At 70.2% G+C, this 15,678-nt stretch carries 13 protein-coding genes and 1 tRNA gene; 8 read left to right on the top strand and 6 right to left on the bottom strand.

The features are described from left to right. Positions 1–323: 323 nt before the first annotated feature. Positions 324–397: transfer RNA gene (locus tag LV75_RS08330), tRNA-Pro, on the bottom strand. Positions 398–588: 191 nt separating this feature from the next. Here LV75_RS08330 and LV75_RS08325 point away from each other — a divergent pair. After that, positions 589–1,149 (top strand): hypothetical protein, encoded by a 561-nt coding sequence (locus LV75_RS08325; RefSeq protein WP_253886212.1) that lies wholly within the window; start codon positions 589–591, stop codon positions 1,147–1,149. On the opposite strand, the gene der is transcribed toward LV75_RS08325, so the two are convergent. From der to cmk, 3 genes are read right to left on the bottom strand one after another with little or no spacing between them, the layout of a single operon-like run. Then, positions 1,103–2,533 (bottom strand): ribosome biogenesis GTPase Der, encoded by a 1,431-nt coding sequence (der, locus tag LV75_RS08320; RefSeq protein ID WP_253886211.1) that lies wholly within the window; start codon positions 2,531–2,533, stop codon positions 1,103–1,105. The two genes, LV75_RS08325 and der, sit on opposite strands and share 47 nt — an antisense overlap. After that, complete coding sequence (locus LV75_RS08315) at positions 2,530–3,171, bottom strand: lysophospholipid acyltransferase family protein (RefSeq protein WP_253886210.1); 642 nt, start codon at positions 3,169–3,171, stop codon at positions 2,530–2,532. Before LV75_RS08315 ends, der begins: the two co-directional genes overlap by 4 nt. Continuing rightward, entirely contained in the window at positions 3,168–3,887 is a 720-nt protein-coding gene (cmk, locus tag LV75_RS08310) for a (d)CMP kinase (protein WP_253886209.1), read from the bottom strand. Before cmk ends, LV75_RS08315 begins: the two co-directional genes overlap by 4 nt. Before the next feature lie 140 nt (positions 3,888–4,027). Here cmk and LV75_RS08305 point away from each other — a divergent pair, with 140 nt between their 5' ends. Continuing rightward, complete coding sequence (locus LV75_RS08305; protein WP_253886208.1) at positions 4,028–5,200, top strand: AGE family epimerase/isomerase; 1,173 nt, start codon at positions 4,028–4,030, stop codon at positions 5,198–5,200. Between the two features lie 31 nt (positions 5,201–5,231). Here LV75_RS08305 and LV75_RS08300 read toward each other — a convergent pair whose 3' ends face one another. Beyond that, a complete protein-coding gene (locus LV75_RS08300) occupies positions 5,232–6,176 on the bottom strand; it encodes a helix-turn-helix transcriptional regulator (protein ID WP_253886207.1) in 945 nt (314 codons plus the stop codon). A gap of 126 nt (positions 6,177–6,302) precedes the next feature. Here LV75_RS08300 and LV75_RS08295 point away from each other — a divergent pair, with 126 nt between their 5' ends. The 3 genes from LV75_RS08295 to LV75_RS08285 all read left to right on the top strand — a co-directional run bounded on the left by LV75_RS08295 (position 6,303) and on the right by LV75_RS08285 (position 10,031). Further along, entirely contained in the window at positions 6,303–7,412 is a 1,110-nt protein-coding gene (locus LV75_RS08295) for an epoxide hydrolase family protein (RefSeq protein WP_253886205.1), read from the top strand. Positions 7,413–7,495: 83 nt separating this feature from the next. Continuing rightward, on the top strand, positions 7,496–9,031 hold the full coding sequence (locus LV75_RS08290; RefSeq protein ID WP_253886204.1) for an alpha/beta hydrolase: 1,536 nt from the start codon (positions 7,496–7,498) through the stop codon (positions 9,029–9,031). Between the two features lie 286 nt (positions 9,032–9,317). Continuing rightward, positions 9,318–10,031 carry a S1 family peptidase gene (locus LV75_RS08285; protein WP_253886203.1) on the top strand — a complete coding sequence of 238 codons (714 nt, stop codon included), beginning with the start codon at positions 9,318–9,320 and terminating at the stop codon, positions 10,029–10,031. A gap of 89 nt (positions 10,032–10,120) precedes the next feature. Here the strand turns inward: LV75_RS08285 and LV75_RS08280 are convergent, their stop codons facing one another. Then, positions 10,121–11,287 carry an IS701 family transposase gene (locus tag LV75_RS08280; protein WP_253886202.1) on the bottom strand — a complete coding sequence of 389 codons (1,167 nt, stop codon included), beginning with the start codon at positions 11,285–11,287 and terminating at the stop codon, positions 10,121–10,123. A 503-nt stretch (positions 11,288–11,790) separates the two neighbouring features. Between LV75_RS08280 and LV75_RS08275 the strand changes: the two genes are divergently transcribed. The 3 genes from LV75_RS08275 to LV75_RS08265 are packed head-to-tail and all read left to right on the top strand — an operon-like array spanning position 11,791 to position 15,626. Continuing rightward, positions 11,791–12,960, top strand: a complete 1,170-nt coding sequence (locus LV75_RS08275) for a 3-deoxy-7-phosphoheptulonate synthase (protein ID WP_253886201.1) — start codon at positions 11,791–11,793, stop codon at positions 12,958–12,960. A 45-nt stretch (positions 12,961–13,005) separates the two neighbouring features. Then, positions 13,006–13,659 (top strand): isochorismatase family protein, encoded by a 654-nt coding sequence (locus LV75_RS08270; protein ID WP_253886200.1) that lies wholly within the window; start codon positions 13,006–13,008, stop codon positions 13,657–13,659. Continuing rightward, positions 13,656–15,626, top strand: a complete 1,971-nt coding sequence (locus tag LV75_RS08265; protein ID WP_308210897.1) for an anthranilate synthase family protein — start codon at positions 13,656–13,658, stop codon at positions 15,624–15,626. Before LV75_RS08270 ends, LV75_RS08265 begins: the two co-directional genes overlap by 4 nt. Positions 15,627–15,678 lie beyond the last annotated feature (52 nt).

The raw sequence follows: 15,678 nt of genomic DNA, 5'->3' as shown, positions 1-15,678 counted from the left end.
TCACGGGCGCCTCAGTGGTCTGATCTCTGGCGCACACTGACGGCGATGCATCTACTTTCCCGGGTGACCGACATGCGGCACGTTGACCGCTGTCCAGGACGGCTGGGGCACGTAGCGGACATCACGCGTCGCAACGAGATCAACATGATGCATAACAGCGTTTTCATACCCACTGGAGACCGACCGCTCCAGGATTTCTCCAGTCTGAGCTAGTCGATCTTGATTCGGGCCAATGTAGACAGTAGGTCCATGATCAATGAGAGAATGCAGGGATGCCCGCTGACCTGGTGATATTCTCAGATCAGCGGGCATCTCTGCGACCGTCGGGCTGACAGGATTCGAACCTGCGACCCCTTGACCCCCAGTCAAGTGCGCTACCAAACTGCGCCACAGCCCGGCCGCATCCGCTGTTTGGCGGGTGCTGGGGAAGCTTAGCGCACGGTGGGGTGGGGGTGGTTCAGGGGGTGGGCCCTGGGTGGGGGCGGTCCGAAGGGGATCGGCGAGTATGGGGGTGTGCCGAGGGGTCTTCGTGTTTTGTGGGTTGGGTTGTTGCTGCCTGGGTTGACCTTGGCCACGGGTGCGAGCGGGGTGGTACTGGCGGAGGCCGGCTACTCGGGGTTCATCGCGCCTCTTGTGGTGGTGACGGTGGTGATGGGGGTGGCGACGCTCTTTGGGGTGTTCACGATGTTTGTGGCGGAGCCTCGGGACGTCGAGAGTGTGGCTGGGTTGGGATGGATCTCGGGGTTCTTGCTGGTCTTCGCGCTGGTGTTTGACTGCTTGATTGGGCTACCGGCGTGGATTGCGCTGGGTGACGCTCAGGGGGTGCGGTGTGAGGTGGTGTCTGTGGACGATGGGGAGGTGGCGGGGGAGGGGGACTACACGCTCTATAGGCATGTCGTGGCGTGCCCAGGGGGTTACCCCGAGAGCTATGAGGTAGACCGCCGCCACACGGGGGTGGTTGATCTGCTGGTGGACCCTGAACGCGAAGACACCCCTGAGGAGCTCAGGGGTGCCGACGTTCTTGCGAGTGTTGGGTACTGGGGTGGGGTGCCTACTACTGGGCTGCTCTTGGTGCTCAGCCTCGGTAGGGCTATCTACTGGTTCAGGACTTCCGAGCCTTCTTCTCGCGAACCCGCACCGAGATCCTGACCGGGCTACCGGTGAAGCCGAACTGTTCGCGCAGCTTGCGCTCGATGAAGCGCCGGTAGCCCGCCTCGAGGAACCCGCTGGTGAACAGCACGAAAGTCGGCGGGCGGGTCTGGGCCTGGGTGGCGAAGAGGACCTTCGGCTGCTTGCCCCCGCGTACCGGCGGTGGGGTTGCCGCGATGAGGTCGGAGAGCCAGGAGTTCAGGTGGCCCGTCGAGATCCGCTGGTCCCACGAGTCGAGTGCGGTCCGGAGGGCCGGTGCCAGCTTGCGGACCGAGCGGCCGGTCAGGGCCGAGACGTTGATCTTCTCGGCCCAGGGTACGCGGACCAGGCCACGGTCGAGTTCGCGTTCGAGCTGGTGGCGGCGGTCCTCGTCGACCAGGTCCCACTTGTTGAACGCCAAGACGCAGGCCCGGCCGGTCTCGACCACCATCGAGAGGACCCGCAGGTCCTGCTCGGCGATGGGCTCGGCGGCGTCGAGCAGGACGATGGCGACCTCGGCCGACTCGATGGCGGCCTTGGTGCGCAGCGACGCGTAGTACTCGGTGCCGCTGGCGAAGTTGACCCTCTTACGCAGCCCGGCTGTGTCGACGAAGCGCCAAACCTGGTCGTCTAGCTCTACCAGGGAGTCGACAGGGTCAACGGTGGTGCCCGCTACTGAGTCGACTACAGCGCGGTCTTCGCCGGTGAGGCGGTTCAGCAGGCTGGACTTGCCCACGTTCGGTTTGCCCACCAGCGCCACTCGGCGGGGGCCTCCCCGGATGCCGAAGTTCTCCCGAGGGGTCTCCGGCAGGGCTGCCAGGATGGCGTCGAGCAGGTCGCCGGAGTTGCGCCCATGTAGCGCGCTGACCGGGAACGGCTCACCCAGGCCAAGCGACCATAGCGACGCTGTGTCGGCCAAGAGGCGGCTGTCGTCGACCTTGTTCGCGACCAGGATCACTGGCTGCTTAGACCGCCGCAGCACCTTGGCGACAGCCTCATCGGTCGAGGTAGCGCCAACGGTCGCGTCGACCACTACGACCACAGCGTCCGAGTTCGCCATCGCGTACTCGGCCTGGGCCGCGATGGCGCGGGGCAGGCCATCCAGGCCGGGCTCCCAGCCACCGGTGTCGAGCACGGTGAACCGGCGTCCGTTCCACAGCGCGTCGTAGGCGACCCGGTCCCGGGTGACGCCCGGGATGTCCTGCACCACGGCCTCGCGGCGGCCCAAGATGCGGTTGACCAGGGTCGACTTGCCCACGTTGGGCCTACCGACCACGGCGAGTACCGGTTGCGCTACCGCGGCGTCCGAGTCGTCATCGGCGAGGGAGTCGACCTCGGCCCATTCGGACTCGTCGGACCAGGTCCCATCCAGGGCGTCCTCGTAGGTCCCATCAAGCTCAGTCATGATCCCGTCTTCCGTGCAACATCGAGTTCTCGGACCAGGTCCGCTAAGCGGGCCCGGATCTCTTCGGTGGCCGAGACGAGCCCGGCACGTCCCTTGCCCACAGTGAGCGTGAAGGGTTCACCCACCAGCACGTCCACCGGGGGCCTAAAGCGCCGTTTGCCACCCTCTGGCCTGCGGGTACCCCGGGTGGCGATCGGTAGCACTACCGCGCCGGTCGTGCGGACCAGCCATGCCGCCCCTTGTTCAGCGGCGGCGACGTCACCGGAGCCACGCGTGCCTTCCGGGAAGATCCCGACAAGCCCCCCGTCGCGGAGGATGCCGACCGCGGTAGTGAGCGGTGTCCGGTCGACCGAACCGCGACGCACCGGGATCTGCCCGATGGCGCGCAGCCCCCAGCCCGCCACTCCGCGGAACAGTTCGTCTTTAACCAGGAACACCGACCGGCGCGGCAGCATTCCGAAGATCAGCTGGGGTTCCAGCATCGAGCTGTGGTTGGCCACCAGCACCACCGGGCCGGAGCGCGGGACCCGACCCGAGCCCTCGATCCGCAGCCGCAGCGCAGGCCGGAAGACGACCCGGCCGATCAGCCGGCACACGTCGTGCAGCCAGGGCTTGGCCCCGGCGGGCAGGTGGGTCACCGGGTCGCCGCCACATCGCGCAGACCCCGCTCGCGGACCATCGACAGCAGCCGCTCCAGCACGCCGTTGACGTCCAGGTCGGTCGTGTCGACCTCGACGGCGTCGACGGCGGGGCGCAGCGGGGAGGCCGCCCGGGTGGAGTCCAGCAGGTCGCGGCGCTGCACGTCGGCCAGCGTGGCGTCCACAGTGGAACCGCGGCCCGCGGCGCTGTCCTGGGCGGTGCGGCGGGCGGCGCGGGCGTCGGCGGAAGCGGTCAGGTAGACCTTGAGCGCGGCGTCGGGCACGACCACGGTGCCGATATCGCGGCCCTCGACCACGATGCCGCCCAGCCGCCCCTTGGCCTCGCTGATGATCCGGCGCTGCGTCGCGACCAGCAGTTCGCGGACCTTCGGCACGGCCGACACCGCGGACACGGCCTGGGTCACCCGGGCGCCGCGGATCTCGGTCGACACGTCCTCGGCGCCGAGCCGCACGTCGGCGGAGGTCGGGTCGGTGCCGATGTGCAGGTCGGCTGTCTCCGCGCACCGCAGCACGGCGGCGCCGTCCTCCTGGTCTACGTCCGCGCGCAGTACCGCCAGCGTCACAGCCCGGTACATAGCGCCCGTGTCGAGGTAGGCAGCCCCAAGAGCGCTGGCGAGCCTGCGGGCGACGGTGGACTTACCGGTGCCAGACGGGCCGTCCAACGCGACGACGCCCCGCAGCTCACCCTGTCCCACCACATGCTCCTTCAGCTCGCCTGGCCGACCTTTGGCGCACCATTCTGCCTGGCCGTGTTCGTGTGACTTGGACTCGGGGCTTCGATCCGCCGGGATTCACGACAGAATGGGCGGACATCCCCGAGTGTGAGGACGTGCCCGTGACCGATCCCACCTGGCTCGCGGCGCAACGGCGCGCCCTCGTCACCTTCGCCGCCAAGGCCGCTGATCCTGCGGGGGGCTTCGGTTGGCTGGACGCGTCGGGCGGCAGGGTCGCCGAGCAGCCGGTAGCCACATGGATCACGGCCCGGATGACTCACGTCTTCTCCCTAGAGCACGGCTTGGGCGATCCTGACGCGGCAGCTCTAGCGGACCACGGCATCGCTGCCCTGCGTGGCCGCCTTCACGACGACCAGCACGGTGGCTGGTTCGCCTCGGTGGCCGATACGACTAAGGCCGCCTACGAGCACTCCTTCGTCCTGCTTGCCGCGTGTAGTGCGCACGCTGCGGGACGGCCGGGTGCCGAAGAGTTGTTGACGGAGGCTCTAGAGGTAATCGGCACCCGGTTCTGGGATGTCGAGGTAGGCCTACCGTTCGAGAGTTGGGACCGCGCGTGGTCGACGACGGAGGCCTATCGCGGGGCGAACAGCACGATGCACTTTGTAGAGGCGTTCCTGGCCGCTGGTGATGTCACCGGGGACAAGATCTGGCACCAGCGAGCGCTAGGTCTAGCTGAGCGAATCGTGCACGTCACGTCCGCCGCCCACGGTTGGCGCGTCCCGGAGCACTTCACCGAAGACTGGCGACCCGACCTCGACTACAACAGCTCGAACCCCAGGCACCCCTTCCGCCCCTTCGGCTCCACCATCGGTCACTGGCTTGAGTGGGCCCGCCTGCTGCTGCACCTGGAGGCCACCCTCGGCGAGGATGCCCCCGCGTGGTTGCTGCCCGACGCGCGGGCCCTCTTCGACTCCTCGGTACGGCGCGGCTGGGGCGTAGACGGCTACCTGGGCTTCGTTTACACCCTCGACTGGGACGACCTACCTGTGGTGCGCGAGCGAATGCACTGGGTGATCGCGGAAGCCATCATGGCCGCCTCCGCCCTCCGAGCTCGCACCGGCGAAGACCCTTACGCCGACTGGTACGTGACTTTCTGGGAGTACGCCCGTAAGCACCACATAGACCCCGTCGGCGGGTGGAGGCACGAACTATCCCCAGACGGCAGCCCGTCGGCGGGGGTATGGGCGGGCAAGCCGGACACCTATCACGCCTACCAGGCCACCCTGTTCCCAACTCTCCCTCTTAGCCCTGCCGCCGCACTAGCCGTCCGCTGACTGCGGGCCGGGCGCAATCCGGGTGCTGTGGTCACGCGCGGGCGTAACGCTCGGCTAGCGCGCGCAGCAGGGGCCGCAGCTCGGCCGGGGACTCGACGGTGAAGTCCAGGCCGAGCAGGCCCGCGAAGACGGCCACCGTCTCCAGCGAGTCAGCGCCGGTGACCAAGACGGAGGTGGACTCGTCGACCGCCTCGACGACGCCGACGGCGGGGTTGATCCGGGCCAGGACGGTCTCGGCAGGGGCACCGACGCGCAGCCGGGCGTGCACGTTCCACCCGCTGCTGGCGACCCGGCGCATCGCGAACGCCGTGTAGTCGCCGTCCTCGATCGGGATCGGGGCGAAGCGGCGGTGGGTGCGCATGCGCGGGGCGATCCGGTCCGCGCGGAAGAGGTCCCACTCGCCGGTGGCGGGGTCGCGGGCGACGAGGTACCAGCGGCGCTGCCAGGACAGCAGCCGGTAGGGCTCGACCAAGCGCGGGGCGTCGTCGTAGTCGAAGCGGAACTGTTCGACGCCGTGGATGGCGGTCGCGACCGCGCGCAGCACGCCCGGGTCGACCTCCGGATCGGGGGCGTCGGTAGCCGTGTTCTCGGGAGCGTGCTCGACCGCCGACGACAGCGCCTCGACCGCGGGTCGTAGGCGCGGGGGCAGGACCTGTTCGAGCTTGGCGAGAGCACGGCCGCTGGCCGCCTCGATGCCCGCGATGCCGCGACCCGCCCGCAACCCGATGGCCACCGCGACCGCTTCCTCGTCGTCGAGCAGCAGCGGGGGCAGCTTCCCGCCCGCGCCGAGCCGGTATCCGCCGGTGGCGCCCCGGGTGGCGTGGACGGGGTAGTCCAGGCCGCGCAGCCGCTCGATGTCCGTGCGGACGGTCCGGGTGGTGACGCCGAGGCGCTCAGCCAGCTCGGTGCCGCTCCACACCGGCCGGGACTGCAACAGCGACAGCAGGGCGAGTAGCCGAGCCGGTGTATCGGCCACGAACGCCTCCGTCAGTCGGGAAGTGGGTGTTCCTGTAAGAGCTCTGGTGCTGCGGCAGTTTCCTGAGTTGCACCGTCGCGTCAATTAGGAAGTAAACGTTCCTATAGGCACTCTAGCGTTACTGCCATGACGAACACGAGCATCCGCCCCTTCCGCGTTGAGATCGTCCAGGCTGAGGTGGACGACCTGGCTGACCGCCTGGCCCGCACCCGTCTTCCGCAGCCCGCGCCCGGGGACGACTGGGCGACCGGCACGCCGAACCACTACCTGCGCGAGGCCGTCGCGGCGTGGCGGGAGTTCGACTGGCGGGCGGCCGAGGAGCGGATCAACGCGCACCCGCACTTCATCACCGACATCGACGGGCAGCCGATCCACTTCATCCACGTCGAGTCGCCGCGCGCTGACGCGATCCCGCTGTTGCTCCTGCACACCTACCCGGGTTCCTCGGTCGACTACCTGGGCATGATCGACCAGCTGGTCAACGCGGACGGCCAGGCGTTCCACCTGGTGATCCCGGACGCGCCCGGGTTCGGGTTCTCCACCCCCGTCACCGAGTCCGGCTGGACCTCGGCCCGCACCGCCCGCGCCTACGACACCCTGATGCGCCGCCTCGGTTACACCGGCTATGGCGCGCACGGCTCGGATCAAGGCGCCATCATCGCCCGCGAATTGGGCCTGCTCGCCCCGGAGGGATTCCTCGGCTTGCACGTACTGCAACTGTTCTCCTTCCCCTCGGGCGACCCGGGGGAGTTCGAGCGCTTGGAGCCGCGCGATTACGCGGGCCTCGAGCACATGCAGTGGTTCCAGAAAGTCGGCGGCTACAACACGATGAACGCGAGCCGTCCGCAGACCATCGCCGCAGGCCTGAGCGATTCCCCGCTCGGCCTGCTCGCCTACAGCGAGTTGTTCAACTCCTTCGGCAACGGCACGTCGCTGGTCCCGCTGGAGACCGTGCTGCTGGAGGTGTCGGTGGCCTGGTTCACCAACGCCGCGGCGGGCATGACCCGGTCGTACTACGAGAACGCCGAGGCCCCCGAGAACACGGCGGTCAACACTTCCCGGACCGGCGTCGCGGTGTTCGCCGACGATTTCCAGACGATCAAGGTCTTCGCCGAGCGGGACAACAGCGCCATCGTCCACTGGAGCCGGTTCGACCATGGCGGCCACTTCGCCGCCCTGGAGGTGCCGGACCTCGTGGCGACCGACATCCGCGCCTTCTTCAGCGCGCCGCGCTGAGCCTGAAAATGCTTGATGGCCAAGGGAAATTCCGGCGGAACCCGATCTGGACGGGGTGGTCGAGACGTCCCTATGGTCTGATCATGAAACGGGTTCGGGTGGTGCTCGGTGTGGTGGTGTTGGCCGCGGCGTTAGGTGGTGCCGTACCGGCCGCGGCTGAGGTGGCGGCGGGGCCGGGGTTGGTGTGGGGGCAGTGCCCACCCGACCCGGGGCCCGCCGACCCGCGGCTGCGGTGCGCGGTGCTCGAGGTGCCGCTGGACTACCGGGCGCCGGGTGGGAAGAAGATCAAGCTCACGGTCTCGCGGCTGGCGACGGCGAAGCCCGGGTTGCGGCGGGGGGTGTTGCTGCACAACGGGGGTGGGCCGGGGGAGGCCAGTCTGTTCCTGCCCAGCCGGTACGCGTTGGCGTATTCGCGGGAGGTGCTCGACCGGTTCGACCTCATCGGGTTCGACCCGCGCGGTGTCGGGTACAGCACGCCGATCACCTGCGGTCGTTCGGCCGCTGAGTTGCCCAACGAGTGGGTGCTCCCGTTCCCCGCGGCGGATGGTTCGATCGACGACAATGTCGGGTTCGCCAGGGAATTGGCCCGCGACTGCCTCGCCAACGGCGGCGACCTCGTGCGGCACGTGACCACCGCGAACACCGCGCGGGACATGGACCGGATCCGGATCGCCCTGGGGGAGCGCAAGCTCTCGTACTCCAGCGGTTCCTACGGCAGTTACCTCGGCGCAGTTTACGCCTCCCTGTTCCCCGAGCGCACCGACCGGGTCGTCCTCGACTCCAACGTCGACCCGAGCCGGGTGTGGCACCGGCAGTGGTCGTTGTGGGACAGCGGGGCCGAGGCGCGGTTCCCGGACTTCGCCGCGTGGGCGGTCGAGGAGGGCGGGTTCGGCGCGACGCAGGCCGAGGTGCGGGAGCGGTTCCTCGCGCTGGCGACCAAACTGGACAGTGCGCCGGTGGTGCACCCGAAGGCGGGACCGGTCAACGGCAACCTGTTCCGGGCCATCCACCGCGCCTACTCCTACCACACCCTCTACTTCCCCGAACTCGGCGCCTGGTGGCGCTTCCTGGCCGATGGCGGCCCGCCCCCCGGCTGGGGCGACCCCGCGGACGTCCCGGGCGTGCCGCAGGACAACAGCACCGCGGTGCTGCTCGCCGTCACGTGCGGCGATACCTACTGGTCGCACGACATCGGACAGTACCGGCGGGAGGTCGAGGTCAATCGGGCCCGCTATCCGATCCTCGGCGGGATGGGGGCCAACATCTGGCCGTGCGCTTTCTGGCCCGCGCCGATTGAGCCGCCGGTGCGCGTCACCGATCGCGGTCCGTCCAATGTGCTGCTTCTGCAAACTCGCCGCGATCCCGGAACCCCTTACGCGGGTGCGCTGGGAATGCGCGCGGCCTTCGGAGATCGCGCGCGCATGGTCACTGTGGACACCGGCAACCACGGCGCCTACGACCCGAGCACGCCCTCCTGTGCGATCACCGAGGCGCACCGCTTCCTGGTCACCGGGACCTTGCCCCGTCGCGACCTTGCCTGCGCGCCGGACCCGGTGGCACCGGCGGCCGCCGCCCGCGTCCCCCTGCTGGGAACGCCGAGCATGATGGTTGATCGCTAGGTATACGTATGGGTGTCGCACGCCGCCCGCGAAGTGGATTTGTCCGGATTCCTACTTTCGGGCGGTGTGCGGCAAAACGGATATACGCGGGCATTTCCGGCCATAAAGCGGAGCGATAAGGCGCGCGATATGTCTGGCTAACTGGGAAAAATCATCCCACCTTCTGGTATTCGCAGGGTTGCGGGCGGATCACGAACGGGTGCATATTCGGTTGGCGAAATCGTCAACGCGATTTCGCGCAGATAGCTGCCATATGTACTCGCCAACCCTGCATTGGAAGACTCTTATGCGCAGATTCCTCACTGCCCTGGTCGGGGCGGGGGTCGTGTTGCTGTCCGTCCTGGCGGCGACCGGCTCGTCCAACGCCGCCGAGCAGTCGCCCGCCATCATCGGCGGGCACAACGCGACCGAGACCTACTCCTGGATGGTGTCGCTGAGCAACGGCTGCGGTGGCAGCCTCGTGGCCCCGCAGTGGATCGTGACCGCGAACCACTGCGGTAGCGCCACCCAGGGCCGGGTCGGCTCCACCAACAAGAACTCCGGCGGTGAGCTGCTGCGCATCGACCGGCGGGTCACCAAGCCCGGCACCGACCTGACGCTGATGCACACCAGCACCGCGTCGCGGCAGGCACCGGTCAGGATGGCCACCGCCAACCCGGCCGCGGGCTCCGCGGTGCGCCTGCTCGGCTGGGGCTGCCTGCGCTGGCCGTCCTGCTCGACGCCGACCACGCTGCAGGAGATCGACCTGACCATCCTGGCCAGCAGCCGCTGCGCCGCCGGTGGCGGGGCCTCGACCGACGTCTGCGTCTCCGGTGACCGCACCCACTCCGCCTGCCACGGCGACTCCGGCGGTCCCGCCGTGGTCGGCACCCGGGGCAACTGGACCCTCGTCGGGGAGACCCACGGGCCCGGTGACAACGGCGGCGAGTGCGCCACCAGCACCCTCTACACCGGAATCGCGGCCAACCTGACCTGGATCCGGCAGCAAACCGGCACCTGAGGACACCGCGCTACCGCCACGCCAGCACGCGACGCGCGGTAGCCCGGACGATCGGCGTACGCGGGCAGGACGGTGCCCGCGTACGCCGATCAGCCGTCTCCGGGGCCGCTCCCGCCGCGGCGCTGGCGGGGGAGGTCGACCGGCGCGCCCAGCGTCTCGGCCACCGCCAGCACCGCGTGCGCCGCCGAGGCCAGCGTCATGTGCCGGTGCCAGCCCGCGAACGAGCGGCCGGTGAAGTCGCGCATGCCGACCCGGTCGGCGAAGCGGTCGAAGTCGTGGTCGACGCGGGCGAGCAACCGGCTCAACCGCACCAGGTCGGCGGGAGTGGCGCCCGCCTGGTCCGAGAGCCACAGCTGCGCGGGCCACGGTTGACCCGCCGATCCCACGCCGAGCAGCACCAAGTCGTCGTGTCCCCCGGGAAGCCCGACCTTGGCCACCGCCGCGAGCAGCGGCCAGCGGCCCGCCACCGGTTTGCGGGTCTCGCGCACCGCCGCCATGACCTGCCGCGCCGCCACCGGCTCGGCCCCCGGTCGAGCCGCCGGGTCTGCCGCGGTGACCGGCTGCGTCCCGCTCACGCGCATCAGCGACGGTGCCCCCGCCCCGCGTAATCGGGTCAGCGCGGCTTGCACGTCACCGGCCCGCGCGTCGAGCACGACCGGTCGCCGCGCGGACCCCGCCGCCGCCAGGTACGCCTCGATCCCGCACTGCAGCTCGGTTTCCGCGCGCACGCAGTCCGGGATCGCGGCCCGGTCGCGCCTACCGGTGTCGGCGACCCACGCCCGCGGCAGGTGCAGCCGCCAGTTGACCGGCGCGGTCACCTCCTCCGACGCCGACCACACGCCCATCGCCTGCTGCGCGTTGAGGGTCTGCCCGAGGTCGGCCGAGAAGTGCCTGCCGACGCCGACGGAGTGCTTGCCCGCCTTGGGGATCAGCAGCGGCCGCACCACCCAGGCCCGCGGTGGCGCCACCCGGGCGACGTACTCGGCCAGCGCCCGGCGCACCGGGACGGCCTCCCAGGTCGAGTCGCTGATGAAGTGGTGCAGGTACTGCTCGGTGGCCTGGTTGCCGATGGCGAGCGCGATGTTGCGGATCGACTTGCGGCCGGTGGCGCGCAGCAGCCCCTGCAGGTACTCGACCCCCTTGCGGCGCTGGTCGTGGCGGGGCAGCGAGGCGAACAGGGGTGCGCACAGCTCCTCGAGTACCGCCTCGTCCGGTGCGGCGGTCGCGCGCTCGGCGACGTGACCCGCTAACGACATGGGTTCTCCCCCTGTGGTGTTTGGTGTGTTCGGGTGTGGCGCGTCGGGATGGCGTGCCTGGTCGGCTGCCGTGCCGGTGGTGGACTGGACCTGTTCCACCGTGGCCGGGAAACCAGGACGTGCCTAGGTTCGTGGAACACCAACATCGGCCCCCGCGTGGTGGGCCGACGCCACCCCACCCGTGCTGACCAGGCGGCGAGCGGTCACCCCCGGCGCCGGGTTGTGTTCGGCGCACGCGCCCGTTCGGTCCAGTCGGTTGCCCTGCCCGGGGCCGTCACCGGCGGGATCCCGCCACGGCGCCGGGAGCGTTCCCGGTGCCGGGAGGGCTCGGCGCGGACCTGATGGAGAACCCCGAACTTGACGGATCGATGTCCGATTCGTTGCCGATGACCACTCTCCGCACGCACGATCGTGTTGTCGACCAAGTGGTGTGCTCCGCGCGGTGCCGTCGGGGAGACGGCGGTCGTGCCCCGGTCCTCCCGCGATTCGTGATTGGAGTCTCAGTGGACAACGCCGTGTCCGACACCCTGCCCAGGATCGCCCTGCAGCAACCGCTCTGGCCGGACGAGGCGCTGGTGCGCCAGGTCAGAGCCGACCTCGCGAGCCGCCCCGGCCTGGTCACCGCCGAGGAGACCCGGCAACTGCGCGCGTTGTTGGCCGTGGTCGCCGCTGGCGAGGCGCACGTGGTCCAGGCTGGCGACTGCGCCGAGGACTTCGCCGAGTGCGAAGCCGGTTACGTCGCCCGCAAAGCGGGCCTGCTCGACCTGCTGGCCGGGACGCTCAAGATGGCGACCCGGTTGCCGGTCGTCCGAATAGGACGGATCGCGGGCCAGTTCGCCAAGCCCCGCTCCAGCCCGGTCGAGGTGGTCGGTGACCTCGAACTGCCCGTCTACCGCGGGCACATGGTCAACACCCCCGAACCGGACCCGCACGGGCGCGTCCCGGACCCCACCCGCCTGCTGCTCGGCTACCGCGCCGCCCGCGAGGCCACCCGGCTGCTGGGCTGGGGCGGTGCCGACCGGCACCTCGCCGAGCCGCCGGTCTGGACCAGCCACGAGGCGCTGCTGCTCGACTACGAAACCCCCATGCTGCGCCACGACCGCGCGGGCGAGGTCTACCTGGCCTCCACACACCTGCCGTGGATCGGCGAGCGCACCCGCCAGGTCGACGGCGCCCACGTCGACCTCCTCGCGCGGGTGGGCAACCCGGTGGCCTGCAAGGTCGGACCCACCATGGCCACCGACGAACTGCGCACCCTCGTCGAGCGGCTCGACCCGCACCGCGAACCGGGCAGGCTCATCCTGATCTCCCGCATGGGCGCCGACCTCGTCGCCGATCGCCTGCCCGCCCTGGTCGCCGCCGTGCGCGCGGCCGGGCACCCGGTGATCTGGCTGTGCGACCCGATGCACGGCAACACCGCGCGCACCCCCGACGGCCTCAAGACCCGCTACGTGGAGACCGTGGTCGCCGAGATCACCCGGTTCCAGGCCGCGGTGCGCGCGGGCGGTGGGGTCGCCGGTGGTCTCCACCTGGAGACCACACCGGACGACGTCACCGAGTGCGCGGCCGACCCGGCGCACGCCGCGCAGGTCGCCGACAAGTACACCAGTTTCTGCGACCCCCGGCTCAACCCCGACCAGGCCATCACCGCCGTCGCGGCCTGGACCGGCTGACCGGCCGCCGTTCCCCGCCCCCGAGTAGCAGACGGAGGACCACGAATGACAGGCATCCCGCCCATCGAGCCCTACCCGCTGCCCACGGCGGACGACCTACCCGCCAACACCGCGGCGTGGACGGTGGACCCGGCGCGGGCGGTGCTGCTGGTGCACGACATGCAGCGCTACTTCGTCCGCCCCTTCGCCCAGGACATGCGCGACCGGGTCGTCGGCAACATCGCCGGGCTGCGCGAGGTCCTCACCGCGGGCGGCGCGCGGGTCGCCTACACGGCCCAACCCGGCCGGATGACCGACGAGGAACGCGGGCTGCTCAAGGACTTCTGGGGTCCTGGGATGCGCACCAGCCCCGCCGACCGCGCGGTCGTCGACGAGCTCGCGCCCCGCGACGACGATTGGGTGTTCACGAAGTGGCGCTACAGCGCCTTCTTCCGGTCCGACCTGTTGGCGCGGATGCGCGCGGAGAACCGCGACCAGCTCGTGCTGTGCGGTGTGTACGCGCACGTCGGTGTGCTGGCCACCGCGATCGAGGCCTACACCAACGACATCCGCACGTTCCTGGTGGCCGACGCCATCGGCGACTTCTCCGAGCGCTACCACCGACTGGCGGTCGACTACGCCGCTGCGCGCTGCGCTGTCGTCGCCACCACCGCGGACCTGCTCGCGCAGGCCGAGAACAGGGAGAGGGTGGCACTGTGACCGACCTGCTCGACCGGGTGCTGGCCAACCCCCAGGCCCCGTTCGCCCTCCTGCACCGCACCGAGGCGGATCGCGACCGGGTCGACGTCCTGGTCGGCGACATCGCCGAACTCCGGGAACTCGCCGACCTCCCGTTGCCGGACGGGCCCGTCGCGCGGCCGAGGCACGACGTGCTCGCCGTGGTGCCGTACCGCCAGATCCGCGAGCGCGGGTACGCCCACCGCGACGACAAGGAGCCGCTGCTGGCGCTAGAGGTCCGGGACCAGGCGACGCTTCCGCTCGACGATGTGCTGTCGCGGCTGCCGGATGTCCCGCTGCGGCTCGATCGAGGCAGGTTCGACACCGACGACGACACGTACGCCGAGATCGTTCGCCGTGTGGTGGCTGAGGAAATCGGCACCGGCGAGGGTGCGAACTTCGTCATCCGCCGCTCCTACGTCGCCGAGATCGTGGGCTACACCCCGGCTTCCGCGCTGTCGTTGTTCAGCCGGTTGCTGCGCGGGGAGACCGGCGCCTACTGGACTTTCGTCGTGCACACCGGTGATCGCGCGTTCGTCGGTGCGACCCCGGAGCGTCACATCAGCGTCACCGGCGGCACGGCGGTCATGAACCCCATCAGCGGCACGTACCGCTACCCGCCGAGCGGCCCTGCGCTCGACGGTGTGATGGAGTTCCTGGCCGACCGCAAGGAATCCGACGAGCTCTACATGGTGCTCGACGAGGAACTCAAGATGATGGGCCGGGTCTGCGACGACGGCGGCCGAGTCTTCGGGCCGTACCTGCGGGAAATGGCCCGCCTCGCGCACACCGAGTACTTCATCGAGGGCAGGACCACCCGGGACCCGCGCGACATCCTGCGCGAGACCCTGTTCGCGCCGACGGTCACCGGCAGCCCGCTGGAGAGCGCGTGCAAGGTGATCAGCAGGCACGAGCCGACGCCGCGCGGGTACTACAGCGGGGTCATCGCGCTCATCGGCCGCGACACCGGTGGCCGGGTGCTGGACTCGTCGATCCTCATCCGCACGGCGGACATCGACGCGCGGGGAACCGTCCACATCGGCGTCGGTGCGACCCTGGTCCGGCACTCCGACCCGATCGCGGAGGTCGCCGAGACCCGGGCGAAGGCGGCCGGGCTGTTGGCCGCACTCGGCTCGGAGGACCGGCGTGGCTTCGCTGAACACCCCGACGTGCGGGCCGCGCTCTCCGGTCGCAACGACGGCATCGCCGACTTCTGGCTCTCGGCCGACCGGGTCGACCGCGCCGCCGACCCGGAGCTGGCGGGCAGGCGGGTGTTGATCGTGGACGCCGAGGACACGTTCACCTCGATGCTCGCCCACCAGTTGCGGGCCCTGGGGCTGCGGGTCGAGGTCCGCCGGTTCGACGAGCCGTACGACCCGGACGGGTACGACTTCGTCCTGCTCGGCCCCGGCCCCGGTGATCCGCGGGAGGGCGCGCACCCCAAGATCGCGCACCTCAGGGCCGCGGTGGACACTCTGCTCGCTCGCGAGGTCCCGTTCCTCGCGGTGTGTTTGAGCCACCAAGTCCTCAGCGCGCGACTAGGGCTGGACCTGGTCCGCAGGGATGTCCCCAACCAGGGCACCCAGTTGCCGATCGACCTGTTCGGCACCGCGCGGCGCGTCGGCTTCTACAACACCTTCGCCGCCGTCAGCGCGCGGGATGTGCTGCACCACAACGTTCTCGGCGCGGTCGAGGTCAGCCGCGACCCGGTGACCGGCCAGGTGCACGCGTTGCGCGGCAGGCACTTCGCCTCCATCCAGTTCCACGCCGAGTCCGTCCTCACCCAGGACGGCCCGGCCATCCTCGGCGGACTGCTCGCCGGACTGGCCGCGACCGCGCCGATGCCCCGGGCGAGCGCCGAGGCTTTCCCCCGCCCGGCAGCAGTCCCCCGCCCGGCAGCAGTCCCCCACCCGGCGACAGTCCCCCGCCCGGCAACAGTGCTGCGCTGACCCCCGAGCAGGCTGCCCCCGCTGTCCGGCGGGGGCAGCCATCACCACCTGG

It is taken from the genome of Actinokineospora diospyrosa (assembly GCF_024171925.1).
GTDB classification, from domain to species: Bacteria; Actinomycetota; Actinomycetes; order Mycobacteriales; family Pseudonocardiaceae; genus Actinokineospora; species Actinokineospora diospyrosa.
Note: the sequence above shows the minus strand (reverse complement) of the source record. Positions and strands in the feature narration are given on the sequence as shown.